The sequence below is a fragment of the Pseudomonas sp. LY-1 genome (assembly GCF_053502595.1).
Window position 1 is genome coordinate 93551 of record NZ_CP094354.1, and the last position, 15346, is coordinate 108896.

At 57.4% G+C, this 15346-nt stretch carries 21 protein-coding genes; 19 read left to right on the plus strand and 2 right to left on the minus strand.

All coding sequences use genetic code 11. The annotated features are described in order from the left end of the window. Positions 1-21 precede the first annotated feature (21 nt). Positions 22-957 (minus strand): signal peptide peptidase SppA, encoded by a 936-nt coding sequence (gene sppA / locus MOQ67_RS31235; protein ID WP_060763794.1) that lies wholly within the window; start codon positions 955-957, stop codon positions 22-24. Between the two features lie 133 nt (positions 958-1090). Here sppA and MOQ67_RS31240 point away from each other — a divergent pair, with 133 nt between their 5' ends. From MOQ67_RS31240 to MOQ67_RS31280, 9 genes are all read left to right on the plus strand, one after another. Continuing rightward, positions 1091-1417 carry a hypothetical protein gene (locus MOQ67_RS31240; protein WP_060763795.1) on the plus strand — a complete coding sequence of 109 codons (327 nt, stop codon included), beginning with the start codon at positions 1091-1093 and terminating at the stop codon, positions 1415-1417. A 518-nt stretch (positions 1418-1935) separates the two neighbouring features. Beyond that, a complete protein-coding gene (locus MOQ67_RS31245; RefSeq protein ID WP_060763796.1) occupies positions 1936-2817 on the plus strand; it encodes a prohibitin family protein in 882 nt (293 codons plus the stop codon). A 73-nt stretch (positions 2818-2890) separates the two neighbouring features. Next, positions 2891-3571, plus strand: a complete 681-nt coding sequence (locus MOQ67_RS31250; protein WP_172691844.1) for a hypothetical protein — start codon at positions 2891-2893, stop codon at positions 3569-3571. Between the two features lie 26 nt (positions 3572-3597). Further along, positions 3598-4128 (plus strand): dual specificity protein phosphatase family protein, encoded by a 531-nt coding sequence (locus tag MOQ67_RS31255; RefSeq protein WP_099169974.1) that lies wholly within the window; start codon positions 3598-3600, stop codon positions 4126-4128. Positions 4129-4397: 269 nt separating this feature from the next. Then, a complete protein-coding gene (locus MOQ67_RS31260; RefSeq protein ID WP_172691845.1) occupies positions 4398-4790 on the plus strand; it encodes a hypothetical protein in 393 nt (130 codons plus the stop codon). Between the two features lie 66 nt (positions 4791-4856). Beyond that, positions 4857-5210, plus strand: coding sequence for a hypothetical protein (locus tag MOQ67_RS31265; RefSeq protein WP_172691846.1), 354 nt, complete (start codon positions 4857-4859; stop codon positions 5208-5210). Between the two features lie 116 nt (positions 5211-5326). After that, positions 5327-5584 carry a hypothetical protein gene (locus MOQ67_RS31270; RefSeq protein ID WP_047297019.1) on the plus strand — a complete coding sequence of 86 codons (258 nt, stop codon included), beginning with the start codon at positions 5327-5329 and terminating at the stop codon, positions 5582-5584. 332 nt (positions 5585-5916) lie between these two features. Continuing rightward, positions 5917-7257 carry an RNA-guided endonuclease IscB gene (gene iscB / locus MOQ67_RS31275; protein WP_099169972.1) on the plus strand — a complete coding sequence of 447 codons (1341 nt, stop codon included), beginning with the start codon at positions 5917-5919 and terminating at the stop codon, positions 7255-7257. Between the two features lie 47 nt (positions 7258-7304). Further along, on the plus strand, positions 7305-7700 hold the full coding sequence (locus MOQ67_RS31280; RefSeq protein ID WP_047296792.1) for a hypothetical protein: 396 nt from the start codon (positions 7305-7307) through the stop codon (positions 7698-7700). A 15-nt stretch (positions 7701-7715) separates the two neighbouring features. Here the strand turns inward: MOQ67_RS31280 and MOQ67_RS31285 are convergent, their stop codons facing one another. After that, positions 7716-8435 carry a hypothetical protein gene (locus MOQ67_RS31285; RefSeq protein ID WP_084342284.1) on the minus strand — a complete coding sequence of 240 codons (720 nt, stop codon included), beginning with the start codon at positions 8433-8435 and terminating at the stop codon, positions 7716-7718. A gap of 120 nt (positions 8436-8555) precedes the next feature. Here MOQ67_RS31285 and MOQ67_RS31290 point away from each other — a divergent pair, with 120 nt between their 5' ends. From MOQ67_RS31290 to MOQ67_RS31335, 10 genes are all read left to right on the plus strand, one after another. After that, positions 8556-9056: a hypothetical protein gene (locus MOQ67_RS31290; protein WP_099169459.1), complete on the plus strand. Its 501-nt coding sequence runs from the start codon at positions 8556-8558 to the stop codon at positions 9054-9056. A gap of 53 nt (positions 9057-9109) precedes the next feature. Then, entirely contained in the window at positions 9110-9349 is a 240-nt protein-coding gene (locus MOQ67_RS31295; protein ID WP_033045051.1) for a hypothetical protein, read from the plus strand. 13 nt (positions 9350-9362) lie between these two features. Then, entirely contained in the window at positions 9363-9647 is a 285-nt protein-coding gene (locus tag MOQ67_RS31300) for a hypothetical protein (RefSeq protein ID WP_099169458.1), read from the plus strand. 14 nt (positions 9648-9661) lie between these two features. Further along, a complete protein-coding gene (locus tag MOQ67_RS31305) occupies positions 9662-9937 on the plus strand; it encodes an RNA-binding protein (RefSeq protein WP_099169457.1) in 276 nt (91 codons plus the stop codon). A gap of 12 nt (positions 9938-9949) precedes the next feature. After that, complete coding sequence (locus MOQ67_RS31310) at positions 9950-10300, plus strand: hypothetical protein (RefSeq protein WP_099169456.1); 351 nt, start codon at positions 9950-9952, stop codon at positions 10298-10300. A gap of 58 nt (positions 10301-10358) precedes the next feature. Beyond that, positions 10359-12092: a DUF4942 domain-containing protein gene (locus tag MOQ67_RS31315; protein ID WP_169884892.1), complete on the plus strand. Its 1734-nt coding sequence runs from the start codon at positions 10359-10361 to the stop codon at positions 12090-12092. A gap of 123 nt (positions 12093-12215) precedes the next feature. Beyond that, on the plus strand, positions 12216-12605 hold the full coding sequence (locus MOQ67_RS31320; protein WP_102685586.1) for a hypothetical protein: 390 nt from the start codon (positions 12216-12218) through the stop codon (positions 12603-12605). A 25-nt stretch (positions 12606-12630) separates the two neighbouring features. After that, entirely contained in the window at positions 12631-13317 is a 687-nt protein-coding gene (locus MOQ67_RS31325) for a GNAT family N-acetyltransferase (protein ID WP_172691847.1), read from the plus strand. Between the two features lie 360 nt (positions 13318-13677). Continuing rightward, complete coding sequence (locus MOQ67_RS31330; RefSeq protein WP_060765504.1) at positions 13678-14085, plus strand: hypothetical protein; 408 nt, start codon at positions 13678-13680, stop codon at positions 14083-14085. Further along, entirely contained in the window at positions 14082-15341 is a 1260-nt protein-coding gene (locus MOQ67_RS31335) for a tyrosine-type recombinase/integrase (RefSeq protein WP_172691848.1), read from the plus strand. Before MOQ67_RS31330 ends, MOQ67_RS31335 begins: the two co-directional genes overlap by 4 nt. Positions 15342-15346 lie beyond the last annotated feature (5 nt).

A 15346-nucleotide genomic window follows, 5' to 3' on the forward strand; every position in this document is an offset into this window, starting at 1 on the left:
TGGCCGGGTTCCTGCTGGGCTTTAGCGCAAGCTCAGGCCGTCGAACCCAAGCCGCAATGAGAGGTGTTCGGCAACCGAAGCGCCGATCTTGCTGGCAAAGCGATCCAGGGGATTCTGTTTGCGGGTGAAGTCAACGATCTTGCTCACACCTACGACTTCACGAGCCACGTAGTCAGAATCACCCAGGCGATCAACCAGCCCCAGTCCTACCGCTTGCTCACCAGTCCATATCAGCCCCGAGTATAGGTCGGGATTCTCCTTCGCTTTCAAACGCTCTCCCCGCCCAGCCTCAACCGAGCGAATGAATTGGTTGTGGGTTGTTTTGAGCACCCCTTCCCAGAACTTCGTCTCCTCTTGATTTTGAGGCTGGAATTGATCGAGGAAGGCCTTGTGTTCGCCGGACGTATAGGAGCGGCGTTCGACCCCAAGCTTTTGCATGAGCTCGACGTAACCAAAGCTCGCCGCGGTTACACCGATCGATCCGACCAAACTGGCCTTGTCCGCAAATATCTCATCGGCTGCGCTGGCAATGTAATAGCCACCGGAGGCCCCCAGATCTGTGATGACGGCATAAACCTTCGTGTCTGGATGCAGTGCACGCAAGCGGCGAACTTCGTCGTAAACATGGCCTGCTTGGACGGGACTACCGCCTGGGCTGTTGATTTCCAAAATCACAGCTTTCGTATTCTCACTTTCAAAGGCCTTGCCGAGGCTACGCTTCAGGTTCTCAGCGCTCGCTTCCTCCCCATCCGCAATCACTCCCCTCACCTTGATTTTTGCTGTTACCGGCACATCGGCCCCAACGCCATCAAGGTCTGCCCTTCCGCCGACCACAAAGGCAGTCACGACGATCCCAAGAGTCGCGAGACGGAAAAAATTCTTCCAGCGACGTGCTGAGCGCTGCTCTTTGATGCTTGCTTGCAGCGTTCGCTCCAAGACTTCAAGGCTTTGATCCATGGGATTTCCGTCAGAAAATTTATACACGGCTATTAAACACTGAGGAGAAGCAATCCTGAACAGGCAACGGGAACTTGGGATTCTCGACGATCGTGAGAGAAGGAGGCAGATCAACCTATACGGAGAACCATTTATGCAGGTCGTCACGCCCCAAGCCCGGCATCAGGCTGGACTTAACCTCAGCCTGGCCATTGGAGTTACTGGCTCACCACAAGCACTTTCTCGACTGAAGGCCAAGCTCGAATTAGCTGTTGAGGATGCTTTGCAAGATCTCTCCCAACAGGCCAGCAATGAGCTTGGAATTGAGATCGGTCGCTGCAACATCGAAACGTCCATCTCCCAACCAGAGCGCGACGGTTCGGCGTCGAGCTTGCCCCCCAAGAGTGATTCGGCGGAGCAGCTGGGAGTCCCCTCGGGGTCTGCATCCTCAGCTCCCCTGAAAGCAGGATCGTGCCTGTGAGCGCCGCATCCGCCGTGACACATCACCTCGAGCACGAGCGCTTTGTAGTGCGGGATATCTCTGACCAGTATGAGGCTCCGACCTTTGACCTGATTTTCCGAGACCAGGAGCACGGAGTTGAGCGTTGCTCCGACAGCGTGTGGAGTTCGCACGAGCAAGCCTCGGTAGCAGCGGAGGCACTGGAAAAGGCGGATCGCCGTCCAGTTCACTGGGGTGTGTTGAAGAGCCTCTAAACGGAGGCCCATAGAACTCAGGCGACCATTTGTGTCGCCTTTTTTTTCGCGCTGTCAGCCCCTACGACTCAATCAGCCAGCTAGACGGCCGTATCGAGGTGACTTGGGTTTTTCAGGCATGCCTATAGCGTGGCCAATGCAACTCGACCGAAACCGAGGAGAAAAACACCGCACAACCGCAAACAGCATAGCCCGCTTTCAGGCGATAAAACCGCCTGAAATCGGGACATCCTTCAGCCATTACCTAACAAACTATCCGCTGACCAACCACCAAGGATCATCAGTATGCAATTCAACAATTTCTCATCCTCTTCCAGATCTCCCCTGGCTCTCGGCTCGATTGCCGTTGTGGCCGTTATTGGTGTGGGTTTGCTGCTGGGTTCGTTTTATACCGTCGACGAGAAAGAGCGCGCAGTAGTCCTGCGCAACGGTGCCTTTATGGAGGTGGCAGATCCTGGGCTGCATTGGAAAATCCCCTTCATCGACAGCGCCAAAGCGATCTCGATACAGAACAACGCCACCAAGTGGGACGGCTTGCAGGCGTACAGCCGTGACCAGCAGGCTGCAACGCTGTCGGTCTCGGTCAGCTGGCACGTGCCGGCAGGCGAGGTCGCGGATGTCTACAAGGGCTACGCCGATCTGGAAGGCCTGCTGACAAGGGCGATCAGCCGCCATGTCCCGACACAGGTAGAAAACGTCTTCGGTCAGTACACCGCCGTCAACGCGGTACAGCAACGCGGCAAGCTAGTTGCCGATATCGCCGCCGCAATCAAGGGCGCAATCAGTGGGCCGGTGGTGATCGACAGTGTGCAAGTCGAGAACATCGACTTCAGTGACGCTTACGAGAAGTCGATCGAAGAACGCATGCGCGCTGAGGTTGCCGTGAAGACTCGTGAGCAGCAACTGGCCACTGAGCAGATCCAGGCGCGGATTGTCGTCACCCAGGCCCAGGCTACCGCGGATTCGGCACTGGCCGCCGCACGTGCCGAAGCGGAAAGCATCCAGCTGCGCGGCGAAGCGGAAGCAAAAGCCATCGACGCCCGCGCCCGCGCCCTGGGCAGCAACCCCGGCCTGGTCGAGCTTACCAAAGCCGAGCGCTGGAACGGCGTGCTGCCTACCACGGTACTTCCAGGCGGAACCCTGCCGTTCATCGACGCCAAGAAGTAATCCTTCCTCCCACACAAGAAGCCCGCAAGCCCGACCAGCTCGCGGGCTTTGTCATTGAAAAAGGAATCTACCCATGTCCACAGAAATTCCCTCTTCCGATATGCCCAAGCAGGCCCTGCTAACTCAGGCTGAAAAGCTCATGAGCATTGTCATCGCGACGGCTGGCTTGCTGATCTTCGCGTGGCTGGCTATCTGCGCCCTCGCATCCGCCTGGTTGACCTTCCAGGTGCCAATCACCAACGAAGATATGCGGAACGCATCGTTCCTCAGCCCTCGAGTTGGTCTTTACTGGCATGGCTCCGTAATGGGGGGGCTACTTGCGCTGTATGGGCTAGGGCAACTGCTAAGCCTGCGCGTGGCCGGCTTCTTCCTGGTCGTGCTGGGCATGTCCTTCATCTTCGCAACGTCCGAGGTAAGTGCTCTGCGTCAAGGCATCTTGGACGGTGATATGAAAATCGGCTGTTTCAGCCACGAGTCACTGGAGTGTCGGAAAATGCTCAAGCTGCCAGAGGGCGACGGCCAGTCCATCTACCGCAATCCGAGCCAAAAGAGAGAGGGTGGTTACGCGCCATGGTATGAGCCGATTCGGGCACATTTGCATACCAAGGTTACGGCGTTGCTGCCAAACACCATTCCCGGTGTTGCTTTTCTTCAGAGCCCGGTCATTGCCGCGTTTCATGTCGGCAAACTACAGAGCCTAGTGGAAGCCCAGCGCATCGATGTATCGAAATTCAGGGCCTCGGTAACCCAGTAGACATGTCGGTAGCAACGGAGAGAAAAATGCACCAAACCATACCCAGCTGCACCTTCTTATCGCGCAGCGAGGCTGAAGCATACTCGCCAGGCCCTGACTGCCATCTGATATCGATATCTGATGGCCTTGAAGATCAGGCCTGCATCGACGAAGCACGCTGGAAGAGTGTGAGCTACCACCACTTCATTGATGCTGGCTTTGACGAAGAAGTCATTGAGATATACGGGCCAGATTTTGAGCGGAATTACGTCGATTACCTGCTCAGCAGCAAGGCTGATGTGCTGCGGGAGCGCATACGAGAAATTGCAGATCAGGGGGAATATATCGCTGTCAATTGCCACGCCGGCCGATCCCGCAGTGCAGCAGTTGCTTTGTATCTCAGCAAACATCATGGGTACCAACTGCATAAGCCGACCCCAGACGCAAACCAGTGTGTCTACCGGATGTTGGCCAAGGATGTTCACCTGATGGCGGCCTACCGTGCGGCAAGCACTCCAGCGGAACCAGAAGCGCCAAAGCGAAGCCTTCTCTCGGCAATCAAATCGCTGTTCTCCTGAGAGAGCAGAAGACCGCAGCGAGTCATGGTAAATTAGGCCCTGGGCAGCTTCATGGTAGAAGCTACGCTCCCAAGACACTCCTCCCCTCACCTGTCTCGTCTGTGGTGTCGCTGAAGCTGCCCATTTTATTTCCGAAGCCCGCCAGGCTTGCCCTAGGCGGGCTTTTCTTTGAGCAGCGCACTGTCGCTCAACCAGCAATTGGGTTTCCCTCTAGCCACCGTACTCTGGCCATCTTCGCGAACGATCAACATTCCTCAAGGCAAAGGACTATGACTGACCGCCCGATCACCGCCGCAGTCCTGGATAGGCTCTTAGAATCCTTGGATAGCGCACCTGTCGAGTGCGATGGGATGTGCAGGCTGGTTGCTACCCGGTTGGCTCAGGCAGGAATTCCCTACCAAGGCATGCTTGGCCAACTGCTCGTTGCTGGCCGGGCCGTTTCTCCCCACTACTGGATCGAGGTTGGGATTTACCGGGTCGACTACCGCGCCCGGATGTGGCTCGGCACCGATCCTGAAATTCCCCACGGCGTTTTTCCTCTGGATGGGAGGCCTTCAGCCCAATACACCGGCATCAGGGTGCAAATTGATCCCCTGCTCCCTTCTGTCTACGAAATCCTGATCATGCCGCCGTTTGGCATCAGCCCTCCCGAGGCTCGTTGAGTCTGGTTGGGATTCCCAGCTCATGCCGTAGCCTGATGGCATCTCCTGGAAAACTCGGATCTCCTTATGTCTTACACCACCGCCACCATCAACGAACTGTTTGGTCTACGCGACAAGGTAGGCCTTTCAACCGCTTCGGGCTTCAAAGCTCGTGTGCGCTTTGTACAGCTGGCTTACCGCCACAATCTCGTACATGAGATCACCAGCTACCAGTTGTGGGATCGTGGGTTTGAAGGACTGGGCGAGCGTACTTTTGATACCTGCTTCGAGATGGGAGACAGTCCCGAAGTTATCGCCGAGCTGATCCGTGACGCGCGCACCCACGGCTATGCCGGAAACATAGAGATGGAGGTAGGAAATCCCGACTGCTTCGCCCGTTGGTGCGGCTACGCAGACCGCCAGCAAGAGCTTGCATTTTGAGGACTAGCACCTAGAGCAATCTCAGCCCGGTTCGCCGGGCTTTTTGTTGGCTTGGGATATTCCGGAATGGAAATAGCCTGAAGGCATCTCCCCCTCTGACAACAAGGAGTTGCCTCATGCAGTCCCCTTCATTCAAGTCGAGCTATTTGCCGGAATACCTTGCATGGCTCATGTTCCTAGCCGGGGTGGCCAATGCCACGCTGATCTGGTCTGGGGTGTTCGCAGCCGCGCCTCAGGCCTTCCTGCTGCTTTTTGGCGGGCTTTTCGGCACCGCTGGCATCGCACTCCTCGGCTTACTCATGTTGGCCACCTGGTGCGCCCTGGGGTTGCTGCTGGCCGCTCTTACCCGCCGGGCGCTGGAGTGTCGGTCATGAGATTCAAGAAGTACCTGCTACGTCAGGAAAAACGCACTGTCACAGAGCGAGTCAACTACCCCGGCCTGAAGGTCGGAGCTTGTGAAAGCAGGCTGGGTTGACCAGGGAAAGCGGTATTAACCCGCTCCGTTTGCACCAGGTCGAACCGACCCACCCCGGAATGCTTCCTCAGTTCCGGGCACTGGAAGGTCGGGATCATGCTGGCGAAAGGTAAAACGCCGAAGATTCCGACCGCCGCGACAGCGGGAGCCGGGTGCAGACATTCCCGAGGGGAGCGAGCCGCAAGGCTCCGTCACCAGGCCCGTAAGGGCATAGTTCAAAGGAGGATCGCCGTGGCGGTCTATGTGTTGGATAAGACAGGCACGCCGTTGATGCCATGCAGCGAGAAGCGAGCGCGATTGTTGCTGGAGCGCGGTCGCGCCCGCATACACCGGCAGGTGCCGTTCGTGATCCGTCTAGTGGATCGGCGGCAGGCCGATAGCGCGCTGCAATCGCTGACGCTCAAGTTCGATCCGGGCAGCAAATTCACTGGCATTGCCTTGGTACGCCAGAAGGGCCAGCGGGTGTCTGTTCTCTCACTGATGGAATTGGCCCATCGGGGCGCAGCGATTCGCCAGGCCATGCAGCAGCGGGCGGCGTTTCGCCGTCGCCGCCGTGGTCAGAACCTGCGCCACCGCACACCGCGCTTCGACAACCGCACCCGGCCGGAAGGCTGGCTGCCGCCAAGCTTGCGCCACCGGCTGGACACCACGCTGGGCTGGGTCGGGCGGATGCGTAACTGGGCTCCGATCAGCGATCTGGCAGTCGAGCGGGTCAAGTTCGACATGCAGGCCATACAGAACCCGGAGATCAGCGGCGTCCAATACCAGCAGGGCGAGTTGGCCGGCTACGAGGTGCGTGAATACCTGCTGGAGAAGTGGGGCCGCTGCTGCGCCTACTGCGACGCTGAAAATACGCCGCTGGAGATCGAGCACATCGTTCCGCGCAGTGCCGGCGGCAGCGACCGGGTGCCCAACCTGACCCTGGCCTGCCGGCCCTGTAATCAGCGCAAGGGCAACCAGCCAGTCGAGGTGTTCCTGAAGGCCAGGCCAGAGCTGCTGGCCCGAATCAAGGCGAAAGCCAAAGTCCCACTTCGGGATGCCGCCGCCGTCAACGCCACCCGCAATGCCCTGTTCCGTGCCCTGCTGGATACCGGCCTGTCGGTCACCACGGGCACCGGGGCGCAAACCAAATTTAACCGACGATGCCTCGGCCTTCCGAAGACCCACGCGCTCGATGCAGCCAGTGTCGGTGAGATCAGGGCCATCGAGCACTGGCAACGCCCCACGCTGGCGATCAAGGCCACCGGACGCGGCGAGTACCAGCGCACCCGCCTTACCGCCCACGGTTTTCCACGCGGCTATTTGACCCGACAGAAACGCCATTTCGGTTTCCAGACCGGCGATCAGGTGCGCGCCGAGGTGCCGACCGGCAAAAAGGCTGGCACCCACCAGGGTCGCGTCGCCGTGCGCAAGACCGGCAGCTTCAACATCCAGACGCCTGATGGCGTAGTGCAGGGCATCCACCACCGCCACTGCACCCTGATCCAGCGAGCCGATGGCTACGCCTATTCCGACACCCCGACCGATAGCGCCCAACCCCAGAAGGAGGCAGCGAGAGCAGGGGCGCGCTGAGCGCGCCGCGCTATCCTCGCCGTTCAGGCAAGGTTTCTCGCCGCAAAATGATGAAGAAGGCCTTTGAGCGCAAACAGGCGCGGGAAGCTGAATCACTGCCACTCTTCGGCGATCAGATTCGCGAGATCCAGCACAGCTGGGAAGAAGAAAAGCGTCTGCGTGACCTTCACGAGGGCAAGGTCACCGACCGTATGCGTCAGAACCATGCCGCCGTGTGGCGTAAAGCACGAGCTGCGTATTTCGCCTTGAATGCAGAGACCCGAGCCAAATGCCGTGCAGCCTGGAACGCCTGGGTAGGCCCGAGCGACCCGCTGTACCTGATCTATGTCGTAAACCAGTTCAACGGCGTAGGTGCTGCCAGAGAGGCCAGAATGGCCGCAGACCGGCGGGCCTTGAACAGCCGAATCATGGCCCGCCTTCAGGCTCAGCCTGAATTGCTGTGAGAAGGTTTGCTGTGGCTACCTGCCGGCCGGCTTCTTCTTGACCGGCAATCTCTCTACGTTGGCCGAGTGCTCAATCGCTATTTGACGATGGACAAACTCCAGGAATTCTTGCGCCGTCCGGTGTTTTGGCTTCCAGCTTTCACACAAGCTAAGTGCGGCCGCGATGTCCGCCTTTGGACTCCCACTCTGCCGATAGTCGAGGGTTTCAGATAATCCGCGCACGATGTCTGTATGAGCGTAATCGACGTAGCCACCCAGTGCCTTTTCCTTGAGCGCTCGCTGTAGTCGCTCCTGATACTGACTTGTCATGGTTGGGACATCATAGAAATCCAGGATGAATTTCTCCTGGTGAAGCGCCATCGCCAGCGTTGTAATCCGTATTGCGTCCTCCGCCGTTGCCTGGGGCCTCCGGAATGCAGCTCTAACCTCGGCGTCAATCAGGGCCTTGCGAGCTTTAAGCCGAGCCTCCCTCTGCTTCTCCTCCCGGCGCTTGATCTCTTTGGCGTGCTCAACACGAATATTGATCGAGCGGACGATCTCCCCGGCCTTTCGGATGGCGTCAGCCTCCTCCGGCTCGAGGAGTTTATGCAGTGGGCCTCCCAACAATTTCTCAAGCTGGGTCGCCGTGCCAGAAAGCGCCGTTTGTTGGGCCTTCAGGCTAGCGGCGTTGTAATACTCCAGAACGGCCAGGACATCCTCCGCGCTGATTCTCCAGTGAATTTTATCTTTTCCCATTTTCACTCTTCGCTTGTCCGGGCAGCCAGTGCGTTCAATCCAGCTTCAGGCCAGGTGCTTGGGTTGTGCCTGGCAAGTGGGATAATCCATAGATCTTAGTAGCTCTCCAACAGGAAACCTATGCGCAGCGGACTAGATTCGGCTGAGGATGACTTCAAAAAATGGCTCAGCCCTTCCGTGGTGGTTGACTCCTCGGGTTCTCCTTTGCTGCTGGAACATCGAACCAATGAGGAGTTCGACACCCTCGATCCGTCCAAAACGGTAGACGGTGGGCTTCATTTTGGTACCGCAGTACAGGCCTCCATGCGAGCTGGCAAGGGTTCTCGTGTGATCCGGGCCTATCTGAAGGCGAAGAATATTCGCCGAAGCAAAGATCGCGGCGGAAACTGGAAATCCATTATCGCGAGCGCGAAACGTGCGGGGATGGATGCAATCGTCTATCTCAATCGCTACGAAGGGCTCACCACTGAGGTGATTGAGCGGCTAAGCGCTAGTGGCGACCTCAGCCGGCTCGACGACATGACAGATGCGCAGTTTAGAAAGGTAGTGCCCGAGGCTCGGGACAGTTACATCGTGTTCAGTCAGGATCAGCTTTGGATTCAACGCGAACGCTCTGAATAGACACCCTAAACCCAACCGATAGCGACACCCAACCACAGAAGGAGAATGACCAAATGGCCGATCAACTGGATTACCTCGACGCATTGGCGCTGCGCGTGGCCAAGGGCGACCTTGACTGTGTTGGTGCCCTGAGTCGTGGCGAATACCTCTATGTCGCACTGGCCGCGAACAGCGCCGAGCTGCTGAACCAGAGCAATGACACTATCGCCGAAGCACTGGCCCGCCTGGGGCCTGAATGGACTGCGGCGCTGATCGAGCGCTGGCAGTACAAAGGCAATCCAGCCCGCTACTGAGGGAACTCGTGCCATGCGTGCCGACCTGCTAGACCGCTACATTGCCCGCCTGTGCGCCGAGTCGGCGGGCCTCGATTCACTGCATATTGACGTGCCCTATATGGCCGGCCGCAAGCGCTACGAAGCCGGCAGGCCCTGGCCCAACCCGCTCGGCCTGGTCTACCGCGCGCAGCGTATCGCCCGCCTGGGTTATGCCGACGCCGCGCACGGCCGCCCGGTGCGGAAACTGCGCGACCGCGCTGCGCCGGTTACTAACGTGACCTACCCAGCGCCTGACCCCGTAACCGTAACGAACTGAAAGGAACCCGCTCCATGCGAACCCTGACGCTGCCGCTCAAAGGCGAGTATTTCGACGCGATCAAGGCTGGCGTCAAGCTGGAAGAATTTCGGGCTGCCACACCCTATTGGCGTCGGCGTTTGGAGGGGCAGGGCTTCGACCAGATAGAGCTGACACGTGGCTATCCGAAGCGCGCAGATGACGCACGAAGACTTGTGTTGCCCTGGAAGGGCTATCGCTTGACGACGATCGTTCATCCGCACTTTGGGGCAGATCCAGTCGAGGTTTTCGCCATTGATGTATCGCGCTAAGGAAACGGTTCAGTGAATCCGATCAAGCAGCACTTCCGACTGAAAAAACCATGTGCGAATTGCCCGTTCCTGAAGGAGGGAGCCATTCCGCTAAGCCGCGGGCGCTTGGAGGGGATTATTTCTACCCTGATCGAGGATGATCACTCGACTTTCCAGTGTCACAAGACCGTGCATTCAAACCGGGGTGGCAACTGGGACGATGAGGGGAACTATGAACCCTCGGGGCACGAGTCGATGTGCGCAGGCGCTGCGGCATACCTCATGAAGAAAGGCAGGCCGACCGTGGGTATGAGATTTGCCTTCGCCACTGGAGATGCTGCCCCCAGCGACTGGGATTCAGCGAGAGAAGTCGTGATCGACTGACAGCTTGGGATTTTTCGGGACAATGAGAAGTTGGTGGAAACCAAGGAGGTTTTCACTTATGCAGCTTTTCGAGAACGACCGTCATTCCAGTCCAGTCCTTCATGGCGATGTCATCGACCAATTTTTTGCCCCCGTTCAGTTTGACGCGCTGACGTTGCTGGCCGGCGATTACGAGCGCGAGAAGGCCCGTGTCATTGAGGTACATGGGATCATCACCCAGGAAAAGGTTTCTGGTGTGCTGGGTTATTTCTTCGATGGTAATGGCAATGACCAGTACGGTCGTAGCGCAAGCATTCGCCATACCAGCGCCTTCGGCGAAATATTCCAGCTTGAGGGCGCGCTGAACGAGTTGACCGCAGCCTATTGGCAGCGTGCGCTCAATCAAACTGACCTTATGGAGCACATGCCGCAGGCCCGCCGTAGCCAATGGCACAAAACCCTGAACGCCTGGCGCGACCACAACTACAAACGCGGCGAGAACCCTGAGCTGGATATGCCAGAGTTCAATCTCGACAACCTGCGTGCAACGATTCAAAGCCTCCTCTCCCGCCGTGTTGAATTCTTGGCCGAGCGTGTTGATGGCATCTTCCGAGCCCTGTCGCGTACCCATGTGACCAATCAGCCAGAAGGCTTTTACAAGCGCGCAATCATGAGCCACGTCTATAACGACTGGGGATCGACCGATCATGACCGTGAGGGCTATATCCACGATCTACGCATGGTGGTAGCCAAGTTCATGGGCCGCGATGATCCGTGCCGTGCTTCTACCACTCGCATCCTGCACCTGGCACGGGCAAGCCGGGGCGAGTGGGTTGAGATAGATGGCGGCAGCGTTCGCGTTAGGGCATACAAGGTGGGTACCGCTCACCTTGAAGTCCATCCGGACATGGCATACAGGCTCAATAGCGTGTTGGCGTTCCTGCACCCGATGGCCATCCCGGAGAGCTTCCGCAAGCGCCCAGCAAAGCCGAAGGCATCTGGCTTCAACAGCAAGACACTTTACGAGCGCCCCCTATCGAACGCTGTGACATCGCTGCTCAGCAGCGCTGAGACATACTGCTACCTGGAGAAGACGACCAACTTCCGCCGCGAATACGACCAAATTAACGTACCCAATACGCTGTGTATCTCCGTGCGCGAGCGTGCGGACAGCAAACACCTGCTTGATGAGGTGGGCAGCGTCATGGCGGCTCTGGGCGGGGTTCTGACCACCTGCCCCAAGCATGGCCGCCTAACCTACTGGCAGTTCGACTATGACCCGCGTGACGCTGTTGCAGAGGTTGCCGCACGTGGCAGCATTCCCGACCAGAAGAGCTATCAGTTCTACCCGACCCCTCCGAATCTCGCACAGCGCCTAGTGGACTGGCTGGATATCAGCCTGCTCGACACTGTATGCGAACCTCAGGCTGGCCAGGGCGGCATTGCTGATCTGCTGCCCAAGGATCGCACCCGTTGCGTCGAGGTCAGTCCGCTGCATTGCCAAATACTGAGAGAGAAAGGACACAACGTCATCGAGGGGGATTTCCTCGCCTGGAAACCTGGTACCTCCTTCAGCGTGATCGCGATGAATCCGCCATACAGCGAAGGCCGCTGGCAGGAACACCTCCGTCACGCCGGCACACTTATTGAAACCGGCGGACGACTTGGGGCAGTGCTGCCGACAAGCGCCCGGAGGCTCGCTGCCGATCTGCTACCTGGCTTCAAGCTCGAATTCTCCGAGGCGATTGATAACGCATTCGACGGTACATCTATCAGCGTTCTGCTGCTCAAGGCCACTAGAAAGCCCCTGTAATCACCACACCCGCTTTACCCAGACGGGCGACGGCTATAGCGCGGTGCAGTAAATGCACCTACTTGAGTTGGCAATTTCTCCCGCGCTGGCATGCTTATGCGACAAATCACTGGAGCTTCATCTATGCGCAAATTGTTCATCTACGCCCTTGTTGGCCTCTCGCTGGTCGGCTGCGATTCGTCGCGAGATTCGGGGGGCGCAGCCGGTACCGCTGCTGTCGAGCACGAGCGCACTCTGCGCTACAGCAAAGCAGAAGACGGCTCGACGGTGATTCAAGCTATTCGCATCACAAACGGCCAGCGTGCGGTCGATACAGCAGCTGGGAAGGACGCAGTTCAAAGCAGGGGGGGATTCATGAACCAAGTCGCCTTCAAAGAATGTGGCCGTGTGAACTTTGCCAGCACGGGGCCTGGTGAGGGCGTTGTTCAAGGCATCCATACAGGGCGTGGGATGACTGCTAAATGCAAAATCCGAAACTGGGACGGTCAGTGGCATATTGTTGAAAGCAGATAATCGAAGCGAGCACAAAGGAGTAATCATGGAAGTTGTTGCAATCAAAAGCCTTAGAACACTTAGTCATTCGCAGAAGGAAGAAATACTGCGGATGGCTGAACGCTATAGCCTAGATTTGGTCAACCGACCAATCAGCGCTGATCACCCCATGTTCGGCGTAGTTCGCGCCTGGATGCTGACTGATATCGCCCTTCAGCTTGATCCAGCAATTAGCCTTCAGATCAATTCTGAAGTAGTAATCGCTGTAAATGTTGCATCAAAAGTTATAGGTTTCATGACCCTGAGCCGAGCTAATGACTCCGCAACTGCTTGTGGAATAAATTATATCTGCGTTGATTCAGCACATCGCAATCAGGGGGTCATGACTGCGATGATTGACAGCCTGAAACCACGCTTCACCGATATAGCACTCAGCTGCTTTCCAACACTCGTAGAAGCGTATGAAAAGATCGGATTCGTAATGTGCGAGTCCCAAGGAGCTCAAGTCGCTATGCGAATTGGCGACTCGTACAATATGAATGTCATAGACCCAAATTACTTGAACAGTCAAAGAGCCGTTTCGCTGGAAGCACAACGCTTGATCAACGAGCTCGGCCCTAAGCGAGCAGTCGCTATCAATGATGAGTATGACGCGGAAACAAAGCGCATCTCTAAAGAGGTCACGGCTTTCGTTGAGAAACGCAAAACAGCGGCATCGAAAACGGTCTACTGACCACGGTCGGACTTAGCGGTTCATGACCCATCTACATAGGTTGGTCAGGCAACAACCCGGCCGAGAACTTAGGCCACCTGCCGGGTTGGTTGCTCCCTCCCCCTCCTCCCCTACCTCTCCTATTTCAAACATACATGCTCTCGCCGGGCTGGGTCCTCTGCGTTCCTGGTAGGGTCAATCAGCGCGAGCGCAACTGTGGGCTATGGTGTGGGACATATCATTTGGGATTTTCCAAACGTCTTATAGGTTCTGGCCTGTAGCCGATTTGTATGGGGATACCTTATCCTCCTACATTCCGGCGAGATCTGGCGCGATTGCAGTATCAGCGCCTGCGAACAAACGAGCCGCGAGGAATCCGTAGTGAAAAACCATGCTTCGAATGAGCACGCTCAAAGCGAGCCGATTTCTGGTGAGATTTACCACGTCACGCCAACCCGTAATCTTGAGTCCATCTTCCGTGACGGTTTACGGCCGCAGATTGGACCTCGCTCCGAACTACTCGGTGAAGCCAAGGAAATGGTCTATTTCTTTGGGTCGATGCTGGCAGTAGAAGACGCACTCAGTAACTGGCTTGGTGAAGCGCTTGATGACGAGCCTGGAGCGATTTCCGTTCTCGCCGTTGATCGCTCCGGTTTACACCTCGTTTCAGATGCGGGGTACGAGCTTGCTTGCCTTCACCTTGTCCCACCGGAGAACATTTCTCTCGCTTTTCAGGATGACGTGCCGGTGGATGAAAAGAATGGCCCGGTGACCGAGGGCACCTCGTGAGCAAACTGACCCCTAAGTTCGTCAAGGATGTCGACCTGCCCGGCTCCTACCAGGACGGCCGAGGGTTGATTCTTCGTGTGTCAGCTACCCTGCGAAAAAGTTGGGTCTTTCGCTATATGCTGGCGAAGCAGCGGCACGATCTGGCCCTGGGTACATTCCCTGCCTTGAGCCTCAGAGACGCACGGCTGGAGGCTGACAAGTACCGGCTCGATATCGCCCGTGGCGTCGATCCAGCCGCTGAGCGTGCGAAGGCCAAAGCCGCCAAAGCCTCACGAACTACAACGAGCCACACGTTTCGGTCTTCGGCGGAAAGGTACATACGCACGCATTCGTCGAGTTGGTCTAAGAAGCATCACCAGCAATGGCAGAATTCACTCACGAAGCATGTCTACCCTGTCATAGGCGGATTTCGGATAGCCGAGGTCGACACGGACGATATCCTGGATGTGCTGACGCCGATCTGGAGCAAGATCCCCGTCACGGCGAACCGCGTCCGGAATCGCATAGAGCTCGTGCTCGATGCAGCGAAGGCACTGAAGCTTCGGCAAGGTGAAAACCCCGCACGGTGGCGTGGTCATCTCGACAAGCTCTTGCCCAAGCAATCGCATACGGTAGTCCCCTTCCCGTCTCCGACACCTTTACGCACTGCCGAGCTGTTGGCCAGGCTCGATTCCCTGGATGGGGCAGCAGCTCGTGCTGTTGAATTCGCAATTCTGACTGCGACCCGTAACCAAGAGGTGAGCGGGGCCCAGTGGCCGGAAATAGATTGGGAGGAGAAAATCTGGTACATCCCAGCAGAACGCATGAAAGCGGGCAAGGCTCACCGGGTACCCCTTACGGAGCAAATGCTCGAGGTGCTACGGCAGCAGGTCGGAAAGCATGACAAATGGATATTTCTCAACTCCTGGCGAACAGGCCCTATTCCCGGCAATGCCATGGCAAGGGTGCTCGATCAGCTCCAGGTCGATGGCGTCGTACCGCATGGGTTCAGATCTACTTTTCGGACGTGGGCCGCGGAAGAAACCGATCACCAGCGAGAGGTTTGCGAAATGGCTCTCGCGCATACCCTCAACAGTAAGGTTGAAGCAGCATATAACCGAGGTGACTTGCTAGATAAGCGTCGCGCCCTGATGAAGGATTGGGGGGACTTTCTTGTCGCCAACGCTCCCCAAGTGAAAGGTGAGGTATCGGATCTGGTTTCGGAGCTTGCCCCTGATGCTGGGTCGGACCTGGCCAAGGTGCAGCCGGCTGCCTGACGGCT

Bases quoted from the DNA above. Each gene is read 5' to 3' on its own strand.
- sppA (WP_060763794.1), bottom strand. From the start codon at position 957: ATGGATCAAAGCCTTGAAGTCTTGGAGCGAACGCTGCAAGCAAGCATC.
- MOQ67_RS31240 (WP_060763795.1), top strand. From the start codon at position 1,091: ATGCAGGTCGTCACGCCCCAAGCCCGGCATCAGGCTGGACTTAACCTC.
- MOQ67_RS31245 (WP_060763796.1), top strand. From the start codon at position 1,936: ATGCAATTCAACAATTTCTCATCCTCTTCCAGATCTCCCCTGGCTCTC.
- MOQ67_RS31250 (WP_172691844.1), top strand. From the start codon at position 2,891: ATGTCCACAGAAATTCCCTCTTCCGATATGCCCAAGCAGGCCCTGCTA.
- MOQ67_RS31255 (WP_099169974.1), top strand. From the start codon at position 3,598: ATGCACCAAACCATACCCAGCTGCACCTTCTTATCGCGCAGCGAGGCT.
- MOQ67_RS31260 (WP_172691845.1), top strand. From the start codon at position 4,398: ATGACTGACCGCCCGATCACCGCCGCAGTCCTGGATAGGCTCTTAGAA.
- MOQ67_RS31265 (WP_172691846.1), top strand. From the start codon at position 4,857: ATGTCTTACACCACCGCCACCATCAACGAACTGTTTGGTCTACGCGAC.
- MOQ67_RS31270 (WP_047297019.1), top strand. From the start codon at position 5,327: ATGCAGTCCCCTTCATTCAAGTCGAGCTATTTGCCGGAATACCTTGCA.
- MOQ67_RS31280 (WP_047296792.1), top strand. From the start codon at position 7,305: ATGATGAAGAAGGCCTTTGAGCGCAAACAGGCGCGGGAAGCTGAATCA.
- MOQ67_RS31285 (WP_084342284.1), bottom strand. From the start codon at position 8,435: ATGGGAAAAGATAAAATTCACTGGAGAATCAGCGCGGAGGATGTCCTG.
- MOQ67_RS31290 (WP_099169459.1), top strand. From the start codon at position 8,556: ATGCGCAGCGGACTAGATTCGGCTGAGGATGACTTCAAAAAATGGCTC.
- MOQ67_RS31295 (WP_033045051.1), top strand. From the start codon at position 9,110: ATGGCCGATCAACTGGATTACCTCGACGCATTGGCGCTGCGCGTGGCC.
- MOQ67_RS31300 (WP_099169458.1), top strand. From the start codon at position 9,363: ATGCGTGCCGACCTGCTAGACCGCTACATTGCCCGCCTGTGCGCCGAG.
- MOQ67_RS31305 (WP_099169457.1), top strand. From the start codon at position 9,662: ATGCGAACCCTGACGCTGCCGCTCAAAGGCGAGTATTTCGACGCGATC.
- MOQ67_RS31315 (WP_169884892.1), top strand. From the start codon at position 10,359: ATGCAGCTTTTCGAGAACGACCGTCATTCCAGTCCAGTCCTTCATGGC.
- MOQ67_RS31320 (WP_102685586.1), top strand. From the start codon at position 12,216: ATGCGCAAATTGTTCATCTACGCCCTTGTTGGCCTCTCGCTGGTCGGC.
- MOQ67_RS31325 (WP_172691847.1), top strand. From the start codon at position 12,631: ATGGAAGTTGTTGCAATCAAAAGCCTTAGAACACTTAGTCATTCGCAG.